This window comes from Streptomyces sp. NPDC026575, assembly GCF_055567415.1.
Genome location: NZ_JBVHQM010000007.1, coordinates 222,881 through 242,182, shown reverse-complemented (window position 1 = coordinate 242,182; position 19,302 = coordinate 222,881). Strand labels below are relative to the sequence as shown.

Sequence of the window (19,302 nt, the reverse complement as noted above, 5' to 3'; positions counted from 1 at the left end):
GTCCCGTACAACGTCGTACGGAGGCATGGGGACCGGGGCCGACCCCGATCCCGACCGCGGCGCCTGTCTCCTTCCCCGACCGGAGGGCAGGCGCCGCGGGTCTTCGCGGGAACACCCTCACGCCCGCGGGTCTTCGCGGGAAGTTCCCCCTCTCCGCCCGTCTTCGCGGGAACACGCTCGCCCCGCCCCCTCTTCCCGGGAAATTCCCCCACTCCCGCCCCTCTTCGCGGGAACACCCTCACCCCCGCCCCTCTTCGCGAGAACACCCCCCGCCCTCGCCTCGCCCGCTTCGCGGGGCTACCTCTGCCTCTCTTCGCGGGACTACCCCCGCCTCTCTTCGCGGGAATACCCGCCACCCCCACCCCGTTGTGGCCCGCAAGGGGCCCTCGCGTCCCCTACGGGATCTGTTCGCCCGCCCCCAACAGGCCGCTGCGCTCGGTCGGGAAGCGCCGCCCCAACTGCCGCGCCAGTTCCTGGGCCGGGGCCGGTAATGCCTGTGCGGGGGGATCGGCCGGCGGCCGGAAGTCGTGCACCGGCGGATGCCACGCCCCCAGGTCGATCCGGCGGTCGCTCAGCGGCAGCACCCACCGCGGGTCGGCGTGCACCCGCAGCACCTGCGCCTCAAGCTGCGTCCACGCTCCGTCGGTCACCGTGCGCTCACCGACCCGGCGTGCCTCCAACTGCACGGGGCAGTGCACCAGTCGGGGTGGTCGTACCAGCTCGGACGGCTCCGTCCATGGAGCGTCCGTCGACGGCGCCATGGCGCCCGTCCCTTCCTCGGTCCCCCTCGCGTCCGGCGGCAGATTGAACACCACGTCCGGGCGTACCGCGAGGTTCTTGGCGGTGCGCCCCCGGGTCGGCAGCCAGAGGCTCACGACCGGGCCGAGTTCCCACCGGATCCGCAGCTCGACCAGCACGAATGTTCCGTCGTCGTTCTCCGTGGACAGCAGCGCCGGGGTGACCGAACTGCTCTTCTCCAGCGCGCCTTTCATGCCGTCGAGGATAGAAGCCAGATGATTCGGTGCTCACCGAAATGTTATCAGAGGTTACTCTGTGTACATGAACCGATGGGACGCAGATCAGGAAAGCCTCGCGGAGACGCCCGACCTCGCCGCTCTCGCGGCGCTGCTCGCGGACCGCACCCGCGCCGCCATCTGCATGGCCCTGCTCGACGGCGGCACCTGGACCGCCGGTGAGCTCGCCGAATACGCCGGTGTGGCGCCCTCCACGACCACCGAGCACCTCAACCTCCTGGTCTCCGGCGGCCTCCTCGCCGAGGAGCGCCAGGGCCGGCGGCGCTATGTCCGCCTGGCCGGGCCGGGCACCGCGGAGGTCCTGGAGAACCTCGCCGGCCTGGCCCCCTACCGCCATGTCCCGATCCGCTCCCTGGCCGAGGCCAACCAGCGAAGAGCCCTGCACCATGCCCGTACGTGCTACGACCACATCGCCGGCGCCCTCGGGGTCGCCCTCGCCGAGGCGATGACCGAACGCGGCCTGCTCGCCCGGGAGTACGGCCTGGTGCTGACCCGCGCCGGGGCCCGGTGGCTGACCGCCGTCGGCATCCCCGACACCGGCCCCTCGGCCGCCCATCGCGCCCATGTGCGCACCTGCTTCGACTGGACGGTGCGCCGCCAGCACCTCTCCGGCGCGGTCGGTGCCGCCCTCTACCGCCACGCCCTGGACCGCGCGTGGATCGCCAAGTCGCCCACCACCCGCATCCTCGGCGTCACCGACGCGGGCCGTACGGCCTTCCGGGAGCTGCTCGGCCTGCCCGACGAGGCGCTCTTCCCGTCCCTCCCGCTCACGTCCCCCCGTACTTGACCGCCGCGGGGACGCCCGGGCGCTCAGTCCTCGCCGACGTGGCGGAGCCGGTCGTCGCCGAGCCTGTGCTGGGTGTCCTGGAGCAGGATCCGCAGCAGCCCGGCGAGCTGCTCCTGCTGCTCGGGCGTCAGTCCGCCGACCAACTCGGCCTCACGGCACAGCACTTGGTCGACGGTGGCCTCGACCAGCTCATGGCCGGCCGGGGTGAGTGCGACCAGGACCGTACGCGTCCGGCCCTCGCCCGGCCGCCGGGTCACCAGCCCCTCGCGCTCGGCGCGCGCCACCCGCTGGGAGATCGCCCCCGCGGTGACCATCGAGCGCCGGCTCAGCTCACGGGTCGTCAGGGTGTACGGCTCGCCGCTGCGGCGCAGCATGCTGAGCAGGTCGAGGGTGGCCGTGTCCACCCCGGCGGCGGCCAGCACCCGCCGCCGGTCGTCGCCCAGGAGCTTGGCCAGCTGCCAGATGGGCGTCACGATCCCGATGGAGGACACCGGGGTGCCGGGGCGTTCGCGCTCCCAGGCGGCGGCGATCTCCTCGACGGGGTACGGGGCGGCCTGCGCCGTGGAGCGGTCGGGGCCGCGCTCCGCCTTGAAATCCCTTGCCACTGGCCCTCCCGGTGATGTTATGTTCAGCTCTAAATATAGACCTAAACGAACGAAGTCCTGGTCCGTGCTCTGGATTTAGGGCTGAACATGATGAACGGAGCTCAGCGTATGTCACGCACCATCCTGGTCACCGGCGGCGGAACCGGCATCGGACGCGCCGTCGCCCACCACTTCGCGGCCCAGGGCGACGAGGTCGTCGTCACCGGCCGCCGCCCCGGACCCCTCCAGGACACGGCCGGCGGCCACCCGGGCATCCGCCCGCTGGTCTGCGACCACACCGACCCCGAGTCGCTCACCGCGCTGCTGGCCGAGCTCCCCGCCCGCATCGACGTCCTGGTCAACAACGCCGGCGGCAAGACCGACTTCGACGCCGCGGCCGACGGCGCCGCCGACCTCGCCGCCTACGCCCGCGACTTCCGCGCCAACCTCGACGCGAACCTGCTCAGCGCCGCACTGACCACCACGGCGGTGCGGGACCGGCTGGCACCCGGTGGTGCCGTCGTCCACATCGGATCGATCGCCGCCGACCAGGGGGCGGGCTCCTATGGAGCGGCCAAGGCCGGCCTCGCCTCCTGGAACGTCGAGCTGTCGCGGACACTCGGCCCGCGCGGCATCACCGCGAACGTCGTCGCGCCCGGCTATATCGCCGACACCGACTTCTTCGGCGACCACCTCACCGCCGAGCGCCGCGAGAGCCTGGTGGCCGCCTCGGCCGTGGGCCGCGCGGGCTCCCCGGACGACATCGCGGGGACGGTCGCCTTCCTTGCCTCACCGGCGGCCCGGCACCTCACCGGCCAGGTGCTCAACGTCAACGGCGGCACCCGCACCACCCGTTGACGCCCTAGGCGTCGCCCTCCACCAAGCGGGCCGGGAACCCGCCGGTCGCCACCGGGCCCCAGCGGCGCGGAACCACCCGGATCAGCGACTTGCCCTGCTTGCGCATCGCCGCACGGTACTCGTCCCAATCCGGGTGCTCGCCGGCGATGTTGCGGTAGTACTCCACGAGCGGCTCGATCGAATCCGGAGCGTCGATCACCTCGGCTTCGCCGTCGATCTGCACCCACGGGCCGTTCCACTCGTCGGACAGCACGATGACGCTGACCGACGACACCCGTCGGGCGTTGCGGACCTTGGCCCGCTCCGGGTACGTCGACATCACCAGCCGCCCGGAGTCGTCCACCCCGCAGGTCAGCGGCGAGCCCTGCGGGGTGCCGTCGCTGCGGCGGGTGAGCAGGATCGCGCGGTGACGGGGGCGGACGAACTCCAGCAGCTCGGGCAGTTCGACACGGTGGGTGGTGGCGATGGAAGGGCTCATACGGCCGAGCGTAGGGCGTTGCGCGCGCTCCGAGGCGAACGCGCGGGCGACGGCCCCGCCGCGTCGCGCCCGGCCGGCGGCGGTCAGCCCTTGAGCAGCTCCTTGCCGGTGGCCGCGTCCACGACCTTGCGGTCGCCCAGCGCGTCCTGGAGCTTGACCTTCACCTTGTCGGTGGCCAGCATCTCGGTGCACATCCCCTTGGCGCTCTTCTTCTTGCCCCAGCCGGTCACCACCACCAGCCGCTCGGACTCCTGGCTGCGCGCACCGAAGCGGACGTCGCAGGCGCTGTGCCCGACGGTCACCGTGATCTCCCGTATGTCCTTGCTCTTCGGGTCCTTGGGGCGCTCCGCGCCGACCAGCGGCAGCAGCGCCTCCTGCCGCCCCGCCACCGGCGAGACCTTCGGCCAGTCCCGCACTATCTGGTCCGCCCGGCGCTCGAAGGCGTCCTGCTTCTTCGACGGCGTCGCGCCGCTCACGGTCTGCTGCTTCTGACCGCAGCCGGACAGGGCGACGGCGCCGGACGCCGCCAGCGCCAGCACGGCGGCGAGCGAACGGGTGCGGGAGAGGTGGGATCCTCGCATGACATGCCTCCTTGGTTCAGCTCTCTGACGTGCCGAAGGCAAGACGGGTTCCGGCCGGATCCGAACGCGTTCGCGGTCCGCTCAATCCGCCCACGGCGCAAGCCGTCCCGCGGCGGCCCGACCGTCCCTTAGCGTCCACGCCATGGACACCTTCACCCCGATCACCCCCGTCAGGATCACCGACAACGTCTGGCAACTCCCCTTCCCCGTAGGGCACGTGTACGCCGTCGCCCTCCCCGACGACGGATACGCGCTGGTCGACACCGGCCTACCGGGCTCGGCCCCCGCCATCCTCGACGCACTGGCCCGGATCGGCGGCCGGCCGCAGCAGCTGCGGCAGATCGTGCTCACCCACTTCCACCTGGACCACATGGGCTCCGCCGCCGACCTCGTCGCCGCCACCGGAGCCCGCGTACTGGCCGGCGCACTGGACGCCCCGTACATCCGCGGTACCGCCCCGGAGCCCGTGCCCGCCTTCACCGCCGCCGAACGCACGTTGCACGAAGGGATCATGGCGGACCTCGCCGCCGCCGAGGTCCCGCCGCCGCGCCCCACCGCGGTCGATGTCGAACTGCACGACGGCGACACCCTCGACGGCTGGCCGGAGCCGGTCCGGGTGCTCCATGTCCCCGGCCACACACCGGGCGCGATCGCGCTGCATCTGCCCGGGAGCCGGCTGCTGTTCCCCGGCGATGCCATCGGCACCGATCCCGACGGCGGGCGTGCGGTCCTCGGCCCGGGCAACGTCGAACGGGAGGCGGCCATCGCGGCCTTCCGGCGGCTGGCCGCCCTCGACGACCTCGACACGGTGTGCGTGGCGCACGGCAGGCCGATCCGCACCGGCGCCCGGAAGGTGCTCGCGGCGGCGCGCCCGGAGGAGGACTGGCTGTGACCTGGGCGCCCCACCGGGGGGACTTGGGCGGCTCAGCCGGAGTCGCGGGCCTGGACGTGGAAGGTGCCCAGCCGGTGGGTCGCCGGGGCGGTGCCGGGGGCGCGGATGAGGGCGTCGACCAGTTCCGCGATCCGGTCCGGCGCGGTGATCTCGGCGCGGACGCTGGTAAGCCGGGGGCGCAGCAGCCGGGCCAGCAGCAGATCGTCCGCGCCGACCACCGCGATGTGGTCGGGGGAGGCGGTACCGATCGTGCGGCCGGCGTCCTGGAGGGCGCGCATCAGCAGCATCGCGTACTCGTCGTTGTAGGCGAACACCGCGTCCAGGCCCCACCGCGGCCAGTCGGCGGCGAGCCGCGCCGCGGACTCCTCGGTGAGCGCGAGGTCCAGCGGCCGCACCCGGACGCCCGGGTGGGCGGCGGCCGCGGCCCGTACGCCGGCCAGCCGGGGCTCCGCGAAGGCGGCGAGGCCCGGCTCGGCGGGCCGCACCACCCCGATCCGGCGCCGGCCGCCGGCCAGCAGATGCTCCCCGGCCCGCAGCCCGGCCTCCCGCTGGTCGAGCAGGAGGGTATGGGCGCCGGGCGGCGCCGACGGCCCGTGGGTGAGGACCGCGGCCGTACCGGAGCGGTGCAGCAGTTCGACGGCGGCCGCGTCCAGCGGCGGGCCGTGCAGCGTCAGCACGGCGGCCGGCCGCAGTTCGGCCCAGGCGCGGGCGGCCGCCACCGGGGAGGCGGCGGGCGCGCCGTGCAGTACGACGGTGTAGCCGAGGCCGTGCAGCGCGGTCTGGAAGCCGGCCAGGAACCGGGTGAAGAGGGGGCCGAGGACCGGCACCGTGTCGGCGTGCGCGGCCAGCAGCACGATGCTGCCCCGCCCGGCCCGCAGACTCCGGGCCGCCGCGTGCGGCACGTAGCCCAGCTCCTCGGCCGCCGCCCGCACCCTCGCCTGGGTGCGCTCGCCGACCCGCCCGGCGGCCTGCCCGTTCAGGACGTAGGAGACCGTCGCGCGGGAGACCCCGGCGCGCCGGGCAACGGCCGCGCTGGTGGGGGGCGTTGGATGGGCCCGTGGGCCGGCTGGGTCAGTCATGCTGCTGGGCATCCTCGCACAGGGGTTTTGCCCGGCGGGTCGGGGCGCGGCACATTCCTCACGGCTACTGACACGTGTAACGTCGCAGGGGTGCGGTCTGTCCCCGGCCAAGTCCGGGGCCGGGGGCGCCGGTAGACCGGAGCGGACCTGCGGGAGAGAGGGCACGGGCATGCAGCTGCACACCCACGAATGGGGCGCCGGCGAACGGATCGCGGTGCTGGTCCACGGGATGATGTCCGACCACCGCACCTGGCGCCGGGTCGGCCCGGCGCTCGCCGAGCGGGGCTACCGCGTCATCGCCGTCGATCTGCGCGGCCACGGCCGCAGCCCGCGCGGCGAGTACGGCGCCGAGCTGTACGCCGACGACCTGGTCGAGACCCTGCCGGCCGCCCCCGAAGTCGCCATCGGCCACTCCCTGGGCGGCCTGGCGCTCTCCCTGGCCGTGGAGCGGCTGCAGCCGCGTCGCGCGGTCTACAGCGAACCGGCCTGGTCGCTCGGCCGGGTCGAACAGCCCGTCGACCCGGCCGTGTTCGTCACCTTCAAGACCGCCCACCGCACGATGGTGCGGAGCTTCAACCCGCGCTGGGACGACATCGACGTCGACATCGAACTCGCCACGGTCGCGGACTGGGACACCGGGACCGCCCTGGCGCTGTCCACCGAGCGGCTCCAGGACCGGACACCCGAGAAGCCGGTCGTCCCCTCGCTGGTCCAGATCGCGGGGGAGAGCTTCCTCTTCCCGGACCAGGCGGCGGCCACCGCCGACCTGACCGACCGGGGCTTCGAGGTCCGCACGGTGCCCGGCGCGGGCCACACCATCCACCGCGACGACTTCGACGGCTTCCTGGCGGGGCTGGAGGGGTGGGTCTAGGGGCGCGTCCGTCAGGGCTCCGGCCGGCGGGCCGACCCCGGCCGTACCGGTCGACGCCCGCTGTCATACCGCGCCGTGCTGCCGGACCAGCAGCGTCCCCAGTGCCGTGCGCCGGTGCAGTACGCAGCGGCCCGCGCGGACCGTGGTGATCAGGCCCGCGCCGCGCAGCGCGGCGGTGTGGGCGGAGGCGGTGGCGTTGCTGACGCCCAGTCGCCGGGCGAGCCCGGTGGTGGAGTGCTCCGCCGCGAGCAGCAGCAGGATCTCCAGGCGGGTGCGTCCCAGCACCTCGGCCAGCGCGTCGGCCGTGCCGTTCGCCCCGTCGGGAGTGAGCGGCAGGCCCGGACCGGCCGGGTAGGTCAGGAACAGGGGGCGGCCGGGCAGGTCGGCGATGAGGGGCGGGCCACTCCAGTGGAAGGTGGGCTGGAGCACCAGGCCGCGCCCGCGCAGCCGGCGGTCCGACTCCCCGGGCCCGGCGAACTCCCAGACGCCGCCGCGGAGTCGGCCGCCGGGCACGAGCCGGTCGAGCGCGGCGCCGATACCGTGCTCGGCCACCGTCAGCGCATGGCGGGTGAACTCCGCCCGGTGCAGGTCCTGCACCACGGGCCATACGGGGCGCACGGCCGTTTCGAAGGCCGCGTGCTGTGCGCGGCGCAGGAGCCGGAGGGCCTCGGCGTCGCCCCGGTGCAGCGCGCGGATCCACGGCGGTGCCGGGGCCGGGTGCCGGGCGTAGACCCGCTCGATCTCGGCGCGCACCACTTCCGGGCGGTCGGCCCGCACCGCCTCCAGTCCCTCCGCCAGGCTGTCGCTGAACACATCGAGGAACCGCGGGGCTTCACCGGCGGGGACCAGGTCCGCCAGGGGCTCGGCGGCGGCCGGCAGCGCCCGCAGCAGCCGTTGCCGCCAGCGGCCGAAGAGCACCGCGTCGTCGGGCCGGGTCATCCGCAGCAGGGCCACGTTCAGCTCCTGCAGCGGGGCCGGCCGGGGGGCGAACCGGACCCGGGCGAAGTCGGCGGCCGTGAAATGGATCCGGATCACTACTCTCCTCCGCGGCACCGCGCCATCGTTTCGGCCCGGCCCTCAACGTTCGCCCGTGCCGCGGCCGGACGCCAGCATTCAGGTCATGTCCTCCTCATTCACTCATGGCGCCGGCGCGGTGACCCGGCGGACCGTCACCGCCTCGGCCGCACTGGCCGCCGCGCTGCTGCTCACCGGTGGCGCCCGCGCGACGGCACGGCCCGCGGCGGCACCCGCCGGCGGCCGCATCCTGCGGCTGCCCGCACCGACCGGTCCGCACCGCATCGGCCACACCACGCTGTATCTGGTCGACCCCGCCCGGCGCGACCCGTGGGATGCCGCCCTCGCCGTACGGGAAGTGATGGCCACAGTCTGGTATCCGGCCCGCGCCGTCCACGGCCACCCGGTCGCCCCGCAGATGACCGCCGACGCCGCGGCCCTGTTCGGGCGGATCGACGCCGCGATCCACCACCTGCCGAAGTCCGGTGTGGACTGGGCGGCCACCATGACCCATGCGCACAGGGGCGCCCCCGCGCAGGCCGTACCGCGCCCGGTGCTGCTCTACAGCCCGGGGGGCGGTGATCCGCGCACCCTGGGCACCGGGGTCGCGGAGGAACTGGCGAGCCACGGCTGGGTGGTGGTGGCCGTCGACCACCCCGGCGACGCCGCCGAGGTCGCCTTCCCCACCGCGAGGGCGGGCCGGGGGCGGGTCCGCCCGACCGTCTTCCGGGGCGACCCCCGTACGTCCCCGGAGACCTTCCGCACCGCGATCGGCACCCGGATCGCGGACCTCCGCTTCGTGCTGGACCAGTTGGCGGTCCTGGCGGCCGGCGGCAACCCCGACGCGGCCGGCCGCCCGCTGCCGCCGGACCTCGGCCGGGCGCTGGATCTGCGGCGGGTGGGCGCCTACGGGCACTCGGCCGGCGGGACCACCGTGGCCGAGGCGATGTACGAGGACCGCCGGATCGGCGCGGCGGTCGACATGGAGGGCTACCTCGACCACCCGGCGCCCGGTCCGGGCCGGGAAGGGGAGCTGTTCCCGGTCGCCCGCCACGGGGTGGACCGTCCGCTGCTCCTGCTGGGAACCGACGGCTTCCCCGGCCGCGCGGAGCTGGCGCGGTCCTGGGCGGCGATGCTCGCCCATCCGGGAGGGCACACCCGCCGGCGGCGGATCGACCACGCCGCGCACGCGGTGTTCACCGACTACGCCGCGCTGGCGCCCCAGTTGCAGGCCGCCGGACTGATGCCGCCCGAGGATCGGGTCGCGCTGGTCGGCGCGATCGAGCCGGCCGTATCGGTGCCCCTGGTGCGGCACCACATCCGGTCGTTCTTCGCCCGGCACCTGCCCCGGCGCTGACCGGTCGGCTCAGGTCACGGGCAAGGCTCCCGCTCACGTATCGCAGTCCAGCAGGGACTTGCACAGTCCGCAGCGTGCCTGGAGCCGTCCGCGCACCGGGACCCGGATCCGCTGATCGCACACCGGGCAGCGGAACGACACCCGCAGCGGCGGCCCCTCGAAGGCGTAACCGCCGTCCGGGCCCGGCGGGCGGCCGGTGTGCCGCGGATCCTGTGCCGCCCGGCGGTCCTTGGCGTAGCGGAGCCGCGCGGCCCACCCGGCGCCGGCGAGCGGCGGCCGGCGCGCGTCCTGGCGGGCCCGCGCCGCGCCCGCCGCATACGCGTCGTACGCCTGCGGGCTGGTGAACCACGGCGCCGGGTCCTCACCGAAGAACTCCGCCCGCTTGGCGAGGACGTAGCCGAACTCCTCCGGCGTCAGATAGCCCAGCTTCTGGGAGAACGGGCCGTGCTCGCGGTAGGCGTCCAGCAGCAGCCAGCCCGAGCCGAGGTACGCCGCCGCGGTATCGGTGAGGATCTCGTTGTCGCGGGTGCCGGGGAACGACAGGTCCAGGCGGTGCAGATAGATGTGCATCACCTCATGGGCCAGCGCGGCGCCGATGTCCTTGCGGTGCTTCTTGAAGCGTGCGTTGAGTTCGATGAAGTACTCGGGTCCCGCGGTGAGTTCGACGTTCGCGGCGTGCTCCATCTCGCGGAAGCCGACCACCATCCGCGCGTCCGGCAGCCGCAGCTGCCGCACCAGGGCATGGGCGACGCGCTGCGCCCCCAGATACAGGTCCTCGGTGTCGTCGAAGGCCACGTCGACCGGGAGCACGCTGGTGGCGAAGGTGCTCACCGTGTCGTACGACAGGCGTGCGAACACGGCGTGGACGGCCGCGCGCACCGTGTCGAGATGAGGGAATCCGTGCTCGATACCGCTGCCACCCGTGGTCACCCGGCCCACTCTACGACTGCCCCGGTTCGTCCGGTATGGGCCGTACGGGGCGTGGGTAGTAAGGGAGTTGGCTGGATGCGCACCCTTGTCACCCTGATCGCCCACTCCACATAATCCAAGGGCGCTTTACGGACTCATCCCCCACTGGGTCCGGACGCCTCACGGCGTGCCGCCGTTCCTCCACGCACTTTTTCGGCGGGTACGTCCGGCTCCGGTGTTGGCATGGGCTCGTCAGCGACGTGCAACCCCCCACGAAAGGAAGCCCGTTGCGCAGCTACCGGAAGCTCCTGAAGAGAACCACCGCCGTCGGCGCGATCGCCCTGGCCGCCTTCAGCCTCCAGCCCGGCTCGGCCTCCGCGGCCCCCGCCCCCGACCCGTCCGGGTCCCACACCAAGGTCGTCGGCGGCACCAAGGCCGAACAGGGTGAATACCCCTTCATGGTCCGGCTGTCGATGGGCTGCGGCGGCGCCCTCTACGCCAAGGACATCGTGCTCACCGCGGCGCACTGCGTCGACGGCAGCGGCGACAACACCTCCATCACGGCCACCGCGGGTGTGGTCGACCTGGAGGACGCAAGCGCCGTCAAGGTCAACTCCACCAAGGTCCTCCAGGCCCCCGGCTACAACGGCAAGGGCAAGGACTGGGCGCTGATCAAGCTCGCCAAGCCGATCGACCAGCCGACCCTGAAGATCGCCGAGAACGACAAGCTCAACAACGGCGACTTCGAGATCGCCGGCTGGGGCGCCGACAAGGAAGGCGGCGACCAGCAGCGCTACCTCCTCAAGGCGACCGTGCCGTTCGTGGACGACGCCACCTGCAAGAAGGCATACGGCGACCAGCTCACGCCCGGCGACGAGATCTGCGCCGGCAAGCTGGACACCGGCGGCGTCGACACCTGCCAGGGCGACTCCGGCGGCCCGATGTTCCGCAAGGACGACGCCGGCGAGTGGCTCCAGGTCGGCATCGTCTCCTGGGGCGAGGGCTGCGCACGGCCCGGTAAGCCCGGTGTCTACAGCGAGGTGAGCACCTTCGCCGCGGACATCAAGAAGGCCGCGGGCGAGCTCGGCGGCTGACCGCACCACCCACGCACACCACGGCCCGGGGGCAGCGGATCCCCGGGCCGTCGCGGTGTCCGCGCTCCCGGACCCCGGCCCGGGACTTTGGTCCCCCCGCGCACGGGGCGTTGGTCCGCCCGAGCCCGGGACCAAACGCACCCCGCCGACCGGGCCCTGTGGCGTCAGCGACGGCCCTACGGCCCCTGGCCGCACCCGCGGGCCCCTCCCTAGCGTGAACGGCATGTCCACCGAGCCCCGCACCCGGCCCCCGGCGCGCGACCGCGACCACCGCGTGACGGTCGCCGCCCTCCTGCTCCTCGCCGCCTGCACCGCGGCCCTGACCTACGTCCTGCTGGGCGGCCACCGCGACGACCCCGTCGAGACGGAGTCGACCGCCGACGCCCCCGCCCGCGCCGTCCTGCGCTAGGGCCCCGCCCTGCTCGTGGAGGCCGTACGGGCCGCCGCCGCCGGCGACTCCCTGGTCTCGCCCGCGATCACCGTCCGGCTGCTGCGCGAGCCGGCCCCCGCCACCGGCCGCGGCGCGGCGGCCCGCACCCCCGCCGAACCGCTCACCGAGCGCGAACGGGACGTCGTACGGGAACTGGCGCGCGGCCGGACCAACGCCGAGATCGCCGACCGGCTGTATGTCTCGCTCTCCACGGTCAAGTCCCATCTGGCGCAGGTGCAGACCAAGCTGGCCGCCCGCAACCGCGTCGAGATCGCCGCCTGGGCCTGGGAGAGCGGCCTGGCCGCGGAGAGCACATGAGCGGCCGCCGTGGGAGAGGCGGATGAGCCCGATGTCGGGGTGGGCCCGCAGCCACCCCCAAGGCGCCGTCGCCGCCAAGGCCGTCCTGGCGGTGGTCCTGCTGTTCCTGGTCGGTGTGGAGACCGTGGTGCTGGCCCGCCAGCCCACCCGCCCGCACGCCATCGTCGTGGCCACCGCCGTCGTCGTCTGCCTGTGCGCCGTGCCGTACGCCCGGATCCCGCTGACCGTACGGCCTGGACCGCGGCCGCCGTCTCGCTGACCGCCTCGGCGGTGCTGATCGCCGGGCAGCACGCCCTGCAGGTGTGGGGCCTGGGGAGGGGATCGCGCTGCTGGTGCTGCTGACCGCCGGCTCGCCGCGGGCCCCGCCGCCGAGGGCGGCTGGGAGCTGATCGCCGTACTGCCCCTGGACGGCGACCGGCCCGCCTGACCCCTGCGGCCACATCTGCCCAACAACATCTGTCCAACACCTGCCCCTCCTTTGTCCATAGGCGCACCCCCCGCCCCGGCAGCACGCTGTCCGCCGAAAGCCAGTGCACGCCCGAAGGGGAGGACAGCGCGCGTGAACCCACAGTCAGGTGCCCCGCGCGGGCCCAGCCGCAGACAGCTCGTCGCCGCCACCGCGCTCGCCCCGGTCGCCGGCGCCCTGCCGCTCGGCGCGTCCCCCGCCGCGGCCGCACCGCGCGCGGACGAGCGGGTGCTGCGGTCCGACGCGCTGGAGGTCCGGGTCGACACCGCCTTCCCGCGCATCGTCTCCTACACCGACCGCGGCACCGGCGCCGTGCTGCACGGCCAGGAGACCGCCCTCACCCAGGTCCTCATCGACGGCACCGCCCGCACCCCCCGCGTCACCCAACGGGCCCGCGCCGACCGCGCCACCTACACCCTCGCCTTCGACGGCGGCACCGAGATCACCGTCGAGATCGCCGTCCAGGGATGGCGGACCACCTGGCGCGTCACCGACGTCGCCGACACCCCCGCGCTGCGCGTGGGCACCCTGGAGATCCCCGGCCTCGCGCTGCTCAGCGTCCGCAGCGACCAGCCCGGCGCCGCCCTGCTGGCCGCCCGCCTCGAACTGGACAAGGTCAAGAGCGGCGACACCCTGATCGAGGTCTCCGACACCACCCCCGCCGAGGCCGCACCCACCGGCTGCGCCTACGCCGTCGTCGCCACCGACCGGCTGGCCGCCGGCATCGAGACCAACAGCGTCCACGACACCCCCACCGGCGCCACCACCTGGGAAAACGGCCGGCTGTCGCGGCAGACCCTCAAGGGCGACGGCTTCGTCAAGGCGCAACTGGTCCCCGGCCAGTGGACCCACCGGGCGGCCGGAGCGCCGGTGGCCGCCACCGACCCGCTGCCGCAGGCCACCGTCATCGTCACCCGCGACCGCAACGGCGACGGCCGCACCGACTGGCAGGACGCCGCCATCGCGCTGCGCGACATCATGGTCATGCCGCTGGGCGCCGACGAACAGCATCTGCGGGTGGTCGCGCACATCCCGTTCAACTTCGCCAGCCAGGCCACCAACCCGTTCCTCGCCACCCTCGACAACGTCAAGCGGATCGCGCTGGCCACCGACGGACTGCGGCAGTTCACCCTCCTCAAGGGCTACCAGTCCGAAGGCCACGACTCCGCGCACCCCGACTACGGCGGCAACTACAACGAGCGGGCCGGCGGCCTCGCCGACCTCAACGCCCTGGTCCGCGCCGGCAAGAAGTGGAACAGCGACTTCGCGGTGCACGTCAACGCCACCGAGTCCTACCCCGTCGCGCACGCCTTCTCCGAGACGCTGGTCGACAAGGACGACAAGCAGTGGGACTGGCTCGACCAGTCCTACCGCATCGACGCCCGCCGCGATCTGGTCTCCGGCGACATCGCCCGGCGCTTCGCGCAACTGCGCGAGGAGACCGACCCCGCCCTCAACACCCTCTACATCGACGTCTTCCGCGAATCCGGCTGGAACTCCGACCGCCTCCAGCGCCATCTGCGCGACCAGGGCTGGCACCTCACCACCGAATGGGGCCACGGCTTGGAACGCTCCGCCCTGTGGTCGCACTGGGCCACCGAGACCGACTACGGCCCCGACACCTCCCGCGGCATCAACTCCCAGCTGATCCGCTTCCTGCGCAACCACCACAAGGACGTCTTCGCCGACAAGTGGCCCACGCTGCTGGGCAACGGCCGGATGGGCAACTTCGAAGGCTGGGTCGGCAAGACCGACTGGCACGCCTTTCACACCGTCATCTGGACCGAGGCGCTGCCCGCCAAGTACCTCCAGGCGTACCCCATCAAGACCTGGGGCGCACACGAGATCACCTTCGAGGGCCCCACCCGGACCTCGGTCAGCGACGCCGGCTCCGCTTCCGTGGGCTTTTCGAAGAGCGGCACCCGCAGGATCACCACCGACGGCCGCCTGGTCTACGACGGCGGCACCTACCTGCTGCCCTGGGAGCCCCGCCGCGCCACCGACCCCGGCAAGCTCTACCACTACAACCCCCGGGGCGGCACCACCAGTTGGACCCTGCCGCGCGGATGGTCCTCGGCCACCGCCGTACACGCCTACCGGCTCACCGACCAGGGCCGCACCCAGGAGACCCCGATCCCCGTCACCGGCGGACGGATCACCCTCACCGCGCAGCCCGGCGTCGCCTACGTCCTCTACCGCGACCGGGCCCCCGCCCAGGGCGACCCCGACTGGGGCGAGGGCACCGCGCTGACCGACCCCGGCTTCCACGCCGGGACCCTGGACGCCTGGCAGACCACCGGCCCGGCCTCCGTACGACGCAGCGACCTGGGCGACTACGAGCTGGTCGTCGACGCGGGCGGCGCCGCCGCCGTCACCCAGAAACTCACCCGCCTCGCCCCCGGCACCTACGCCGCCTCCGTGCAGATCGAGGTCGGCGCGAAGCCGGGGGAGCGGCGGCGGGCCGCCCTGGAGATCCGCACCGCCGACGGCGTCACCGCCGCCAACTGGACCGACACCTCCACCGCCGGCAACTACGTGGCGGCCGACCGCAAGTCCGGCACCCGCTTCCAGCGCCTGTTCACCCGCTTCACCGTCCCCGAGGGCGGCGGCCCGGTCACCCTCGCCCTCACCGCCGCGGCGGGCCGCGCCCGGGTCCGGTTCGACAACGTCCGCGTCGTCCCCGCCGAACCCACCGCCAAGAAGGGCACCCTGGTCCACGAGGACTTCGAGCACGTCCCCCAGGGCTGGGGCGTCTTCGTCAAGGGCGACGCGGGCGGCAGCACCGACCCCCGCACCCATATCGCCCAACGGCACGCCCCCTTCACCCAGCGCGGCTGGAACGGCAAGGCGATCGACGACGTCATCGACGGCGGCCAGTCCCTCAAGTCGCGCGGCGAGAACACCGGCCTGGTCTACCGGACCGTCCCGCACACCGTCCGCTTCACCGCCGGCCGCCGCTACCGCGTCACCTTCCGCTACGAGAACGCCACGGCCGGCCAGTACGCCTGGATCACCGCCGTCGACGAGCCCGCACCCCGCGAGCTGATCCGCAGCCCCCTGCCGGTCGCCACCCGACCCACCACCCACACCTACGAGTTCACCGCACCCGACCGCGGTGAGCCCTGGGTCGGCCTGCGCAAGACCGGCGACGACGGGACGGCGGAGTTCGTCCTCGACGCGTTCGAGGTGCGCGAGGTGTAGCGCAGCCGGCCGTGGGGGCGGGTCGGTGCGTCCCCACGGCCCCCTAGGCGTGATCCACGCAGATCGGCGAGACCCGCCCCGGCCCCGCGCAGGGCCCCAGACCGGGCGCCCCCGCCCCTTCCCCCACCAGGGCCGGGGCGCCCTCCCACTCCCACAGCAGCAGCTCGTTGCCGCCCTCGCGCAGCACCGGGCCCGGCACGAACAGGGCGCGCTGCGGCCCCACCGAGCGGTAGCGGCCCAGGCAGAACCCGTTGATCCAGGCGATCCCATGGCTCCAGCCCGGCAGCACCAGATCGGCGTCCCCCGGCCGCCCCGCCACCGTCACCGTCCCCCGGTACAGCCCCGGATCCCCGCCGGCCCCCGACACCCCCCGGAACGGGACCCTCGCCAGCGCCCCGGCCTCCTCCAGCGCGTCCAGCCGCAGCCCCCGCGACCGTACGCCGTGCAGATACTGCCGCTCGTGCAGCACCCCGCCCACGATCCCCTTGGACTCGCCCAGCCGCGGCCCGTAATTGACCCGTCCCAGCGACGCCACCCACAACTCCACCGACGCCGGCCCCGCCACCTCCCCGACCACGGCGTCCTCGGCGTCCACCACCGCCCGGCGCTCCCCGTCGACGTACACCACCGCCCGGTCCCGCAGCCCGCTCACCCGCAGCGGATACCGGCCCCGCGGCCCCGGCACCGCCACCCGGTAGCGGACCAGCCCCCGGTCCACGCCCAGCTCCTCGAAGGTCGCCGGGACGCCGCCCTCGACCTCGTCGCCGCCCAGCGCCGCCATCACCTCCCCGGCCGGCGCCCACTCCTCCACCACCGCCGCCGCCGGACCCGCCAGCCCCGGCGGCGGTGCCGGCACCTCCGGCAGCGGCCCGTCCGCCCATCGGGCCAGCACCTCGCGAAAGCGCCAGAACTTCTCCGTCGGGCGCCCGCGCTCATCGACCGGCGCCCCGTAGTCGTACGACGTCACCGTCGCCCGCAGCTCCCCGTCGTGCAGCTCACCCGCGCGGTTGGCCCCCGCCCACCCGCCGAAACTGGTGCCGCCGTGCGCCATGTAGACATTGACCGAGGCGCCGCACTCCAGAACCTCGCGCAGCGCCTCCGCCGCGTCCTCGGGGGCGCGCGGCGACTCCGCCCGCCCCCAGTGCGCGAACCACCCGCACCAGAACTCCATGCACATCAGCGGCCCGCCCGGCTGACGGCGCCGCAGCGCCGCGAACGCCTCCCGCGCCCCCGACCCGAAGTTGACGGTGGCGAGCACACCGGGCACCGACCCACCGCTGAGCATGTGCTCCTCGGGCCCGTCCGAGGTGAACAGCGGTACCCGCACCCCCAGCTCGCGCAGCCGCCCCACGAGGTGCGCCAGATAGCGGGCGTCGCTGCCGTACGAGCCGTACTCGTTCTCCACCTGCACCATGACCACCGGACCGCCGCCCGCGCCACCGGGCCCCGCCGCCGTGCACTGCCGCGCCACGACCTGCGGCAGCAGCCGCGCGAACCAGGCGTCCACGGCCCGCAGGAACTCCGCGTCCCGGGTGCGCACCCGCCGGCCCAGCGGCCCGGTCAGCCAGTGCGGCAGCCCGCCGTTCTCCCACTCCGCGCAGATGTACGGCCCCGGGCGCACGATCGCCCACAGCCCCGCCGCCCGCGCCGCGTCCAGGAACCGGCCCAGCGCCTCGGGATCGGCGAACTCGCCGGGCCGCGGCTCATGCAGATTCCACGGCACATACGTCTCCACGCAGTTCAGGCCCATCGCCCGCAGCATCGCCAGCCGATGGCCCCACTGCCCCTCGTGCACCCGGAAGTAGTGCAACGCCCCCGACAGCAGCCGCACCGGCCGCCCGTCCCACGTGAAGTCCCGCTCACCCACCGCGAATCGCGCCACGCCACCCCGCCCCTGTGTCGTCCTGCCGCGTCATCGGTCAGCCTCACCCTCTGGCGGCGCGGCGGTCCATGGACAAAGATCGGCCCTGATTGGACGGTTCGACGGTTCGACGGAGCGCCACGGCGGCACGGCGGCGGAGTCCGCCACCACGGCAGCGGTACCAAGCGACGGGAGGTCCGGGCGTGTACCACACCTGGATGCGGTACTTCACGCCGAGCCCGCTCCACCACCGGCTCGGCCTGGTGTGCCTGGGAGTCGGCCTGCAGCACGGCACCCTGCCCACGGTCGGCCCCCGCACCCTCGACCACCACGTCGCCCTCGTCATCAGCGCCGGCCGCGGCTGGTACACCGCCCCCGACGGCCGCCGCCGGCCGGTCACCGCCCCCGCCCTGCTGTGGCTCATCCCCGGCGTACCGCACCACTACGGAGCCGACGCCGAAACCGGCTGGGACGAGAGCTTCGTCGACTTCACCGGACCGGCCGCCGCGACCTACACCGAGCTCGGCTACATCGAACCGGACCGGCCCCTCGTACCGCTCGCCGACACCGGCCCGGCCCGGACCGCCGTCGGCCGCATCGCCCGCGCGGCGCGACGCGGCAACCCCCTGCTGGAAGTGGAGACCGCCGCCGCCGTCCACGAACTCCTGGTCGCCCTGCGCCGCGCCCGCGCCGACACCGATGCCGACGGCGACCCCGTCCTGGGCGCCCTGGCCCGGGACGCCTTCCTGCCCCTCACCGTCGCCGAGCACGCCGCCCGGCACGGCATGACCCCCGCCGAACTGCGCACCGCCGTACGGCGCGGCGCCGGCTGCAGCCCCAAGGACTACCTCCTCGGCATCCGGCTCGGCCGGGCCAAGGAACTCCTCATCGGCACCGACCTCCCCGTCGCCGCAGTGGCCCGCCGGGTCGGCTACGACGACCCCGCCTACTTCAGCCGGCTGTTCACCCGCCGCGTCGGCACCGCCCCGGTCCGCTTCCGCGACCGCCAGGTCCGTGCCGTCCCCGGCGGCTGGTCCACGCAGATCCCCGACCCCGACGATCCGCCGCTCGTGCGCTGAGCCGGTGCGCGCCCGCTTCTCGGTGCGGGGGCCGGAGGGGACGCCCCGTACCCCCTCCTCGGCGCGGGCGCTTCTGGTACGCGGTGAAGTCACCCCGGCGCCCGCTCCGGTCCTGCGGGCGGGGCACGGGGCATCCCCTCCGACCGGCCACGTGGGCGGCTGACCGTCCGTACCGATGACGGTCCATAGATCGGGGAGGCACCACCGGGCCGCAGACGGCACACACACGTAGGCCGGAGGGGACGTACGGGGGTCCGCCCGCAGGACCGGAGCGAACGTCGGGGCGCCCGATCCACGTACCAGAGGCGCCCGCGCCGAGGACGGACCCCCGTGCGGCCCCTCCGGCCCCCGCGACACCGACGACCCCCCCGAGCCCCCGGCGGGCCGCAGCGAGATACGAGCACAGCCA

At 74.2% G+C, this 19,302-nt stretch carries 18 protein-coding genes and 1 pseudogene; 11 read left to right on the top strand and 8 right to left on the bottom strand.

Translation table 11 applies throughout. The features are described from left to right. Nucleotides 1-395 precede the first annotated feature (395 nt). On the bottom strand, nt 396-992 hold the full coding sequence (locus tag ACZ4NB_RS12565; protein WP_467660686.1) for a hypothetical protein: 597 nt from the start codon (nt 990-992) through the stop codon (nt 396-398). 67 nt (nt 993-1,059) lie between these two features. On the opposite strand from ACZ4NB_RS12565, the gene ACZ4NB_RS12560 reads away from it, so the two are divergent. Next, nucleotides 1,060-1,821 (top strand): ArsR/SmtB family transcription factor, encoded by a 762-nt coding sequence (locus ACZ4NB_RS12560; protein WP_467660684.1) that lies wholly within the window; start codon nt 1,060-1,062, stop codon nt 1,819-1,821. Nucleotides 1,822-1,844: 23 nt separating this feature from the next. On the opposite strand, the gene ACZ4NB_RS12555 is transcribed toward ACZ4NB_RS12560, so the two are convergent. Then, complete coding sequence (locus ACZ4NB_RS12555) at nt 1,845-2,426, bottom strand: MarR family winged helix-turn-helix transcriptional regulator (RefSeq protein ID WP_467660682.1); 582 nt, start codon at nt 2,424-2,426, stop codon at nt 1,845-1,847. A 108-nt stretch (nt 2,427-2,534) separates the two neighbouring features. Here ACZ4NB_RS12555 and ACZ4NB_RS12550 point away from each other — a divergent pair, with 108 nt between their 5' ends. Beyond that, a complete protein-coding gene (locus tag ACZ4NB_RS12550; protein WP_467660680.1) occupies nt 2,535-3,263 on the top strand; it encodes an SDR family NAD(P)-dependent oxidoreductase in 729 nt (242 codons plus the stop codon). A 4-nt stretch (nt 3,264-3,267) separates the two neighbouring features. Here ACZ4NB_RS12550 and ACZ4NB_RS12545 read toward each other — a convergent pair whose 3' ends face one another. Both ACZ4NB_RS12545 and ACZ4NB_RS12540 read right to left on the bottom strand, forming a co-directional pair. Then, nucleotides 3,268-3,741, bottom strand: coding sequence for a PPOX class F420-dependent oxidoreductase (locus ACZ4NB_RS12545; protein WP_467660678.1), 474 nt, complete (start codon nt 3,739-3,741; stop codon nt 3,268-3,270). Nucleotides 3,742-3,824: 83 nt separating this feature from the next. Continuing rightward, nucleotides 3,825-4,322, bottom strand: coding sequence for a hypothetical protein (locus tag ACZ4NB_RS12540; protein ID WP_467660676.1), 498 nt, complete (start codon nt 4,320-4,322; stop codon nt 3,825-3,827). Between the two features lie 142 nt (nt 4,323-4,464). Between ACZ4NB_RS12540 and ACZ4NB_RS12535 the strand changes: the two genes are divergently transcribed. Continuing rightward, nucleotides 4,465-5,214 (top strand): MBL fold metallo-hydrolase, encoded by a 750-nt coding sequence (locus ACZ4NB_RS12535; protein WP_467660674.1) that lies wholly within the window; start codon nt 4,465-4,467, stop codon nt 5,212-5,214. Between the two features lie 32 nt (nt 5,215-5,246). Here the strand turns inward: ACZ4NB_RS12535 and ACZ4NB_RS12530 are convergent, their stop codons facing one another. Next, nucleotides 5,247-6,293, bottom strand: a complete 1,047-nt coding sequence (locus ACZ4NB_RS12530) for a LacI family DNA-binding transcriptional regulator (RefSeq protein WP_467660672.1) — start codon at nt 6,291-6,293, stop codon at nt 5,247-5,249. 169 nt (nt 6,294-6,462) lie between these two features. Between ACZ4NB_RS12530 and ACZ4NB_RS12525 the strand changes: the two genes are divergently transcribed. After that, nucleotides 6,463-7,164: an alpha/beta fold hydrolase gene (locus tag ACZ4NB_RS12525; protein ID WP_467660670.1), complete on the top strand. Its 702-nt coding sequence runs from the start codon at nt 6,463-6,465 to the stop codon at nt 7,162-7,164. A 63-nt stretch (nt 7,165-7,227) separates the two neighbouring features. On the opposite strand, the gene ACZ4NB_RS12520 is transcribed toward ACZ4NB_RS12525, so the two are convergent. After that, nucleotides 7,228-8,199: an ArsR/SmtB family transcription factor gene (locus ACZ4NB_RS12520; RefSeq protein ID WP_467660668.1), complete on the bottom strand. Its 972-nt coding sequence runs from the start codon at nt 8,197-8,199 to the stop codon at nt 7,228-7,230. 85 nt (nt 8,200-8,284) lie between these two features. On the opposite strand from ACZ4NB_RS12520, the gene ACZ4NB_RS12515 reads away from it, so the two are divergent. Beyond that, nucleotides 8,285-9,535, top strand: a complete 1,251-nt coding sequence (locus ACZ4NB_RS12515; RefSeq protein WP_467660666.1) for an alpha/beta hydrolase family protein — start codon at nt 8,285-8,287, stop codon at nt 9,533-9,535. A gap of 33 nt (nt 9,536-9,568) precedes the next feature. Here ACZ4NB_RS12515 and ACZ4NB_RS12510 read toward each other — a convergent pair whose 3' ends face one another. After that, nucleotides 9,569-10,465: an RING finger protein gene (locus ACZ4NB_RS12510; RefSeq protein WP_467660664.1), complete on the bottom strand. Its 897-nt coding sequence runs from the start codon at nt 10,463-10,465 to the stop codon at nt 9,569-9,571. A 266-nt stretch (nt 10,466-10,731) separates the two neighbouring features. Here ACZ4NB_RS12510 and ACZ4NB_RS12505 point away from each other — a divergent pair, with 266 nt between their 5' ends. The 5 genes and pseudogenes from ACZ4NB_RS12505 to ACZ4NB_RS12485 all read left to right on the top strand — a co-directional run bounded on the left by ACZ4NB_RS12505 (nt 10,732) and on the right by ACZ4NB_RS12485 (nt 15,953). Continuing rightward, nucleotides 10,732-11,538, top strand: a complete 807-nt coding sequence (locus ACZ4NB_RS12505; RefSeq protein ID WP_467660663.1) for a S1 family peptidase — start codon at nt 10,732-10,734, stop codon at nt 11,536-11,538. 223 nt (nt 11,539-11,761) lie between these two features. Further along, entirely contained in the window at nt 11,762-11,947 is a 186-nt protein-coding gene (locus ACZ4NB_RS12500) for a hypothetical protein (RefSeq protein WP_467660661.1), read from the top strand. 3 nt (nt 11,948-11,950) lie between these two features. Continuing rightward, a pseudogene (locus tag ACZ4NB_RS12495) lies at nt 11,951-12,286 on the top strand (response regulator transcription factor); the annotation flags it as partial. 22 nt (nt 12,287-12,308) lie between these two features. Next, nucleotides 12,309-12,545 carry a hypothetical protein gene (locus ACZ4NB_RS12490; RefSeq protein ID WP_467660659.1) on the top strand — a complete coding sequence of 79 codons (237 nt, stop codon included), beginning with the start codon at nt 12,309-12,311 and terminating at the stop codon, nt 12,543-12,545. Between the two features lie 300 nt (nt 12,546-12,845). Continuing rightward, the gene (locus ACZ4NB_RS12485; RefSeq protein ID WP_467660657.1) at nt 12,846-15,953 is read left to right on the top strand and encodes an endo-alpha-N-acetylgalactosaminidase family protein; all 3,108 of its coding nucleotides are present in this window, start codon (nt 12,846-12,848) and stop codon (nt 15,951-15,953) included. 43 nt (nt 15,954-15,996) lie between these two features. On the opposite strand, the gene ACZ4NB_RS12480 is transcribed toward ACZ4NB_RS12485, so the two are convergent. Further along, nucleotides 15,997-17,835 (bottom strand): glycoside hydrolase family 35 protein, encoded by a 1,839-nt coding sequence (locus tag ACZ4NB_RS12480; RefSeq protein ID WP_467660655.1) that lies wholly within the window; start codon nt 17,833-17,835, stop codon nt 15,997-15,999. Nucleotides 17,836-18,017: 182 nt separating this feature from the next. Between ACZ4NB_RS12480 and ACZ4NB_RS12475 the strand changes: the two genes are divergently transcribed. Then, the gene (locus tag ACZ4NB_RS12475) at nt 18,018-18,893 is read left to right on the top strand and encodes a helix-turn-helix domain-containing protein (protein WP_467660654.1); all 876 of its coding nucleotides are present in this window, start codon (nt 18,018-18,020) and stop codon (nt 18,891-18,893) included. The last annotated feature ends 409 nt before the right edge of the window (nt 18,894-19,302 follow it).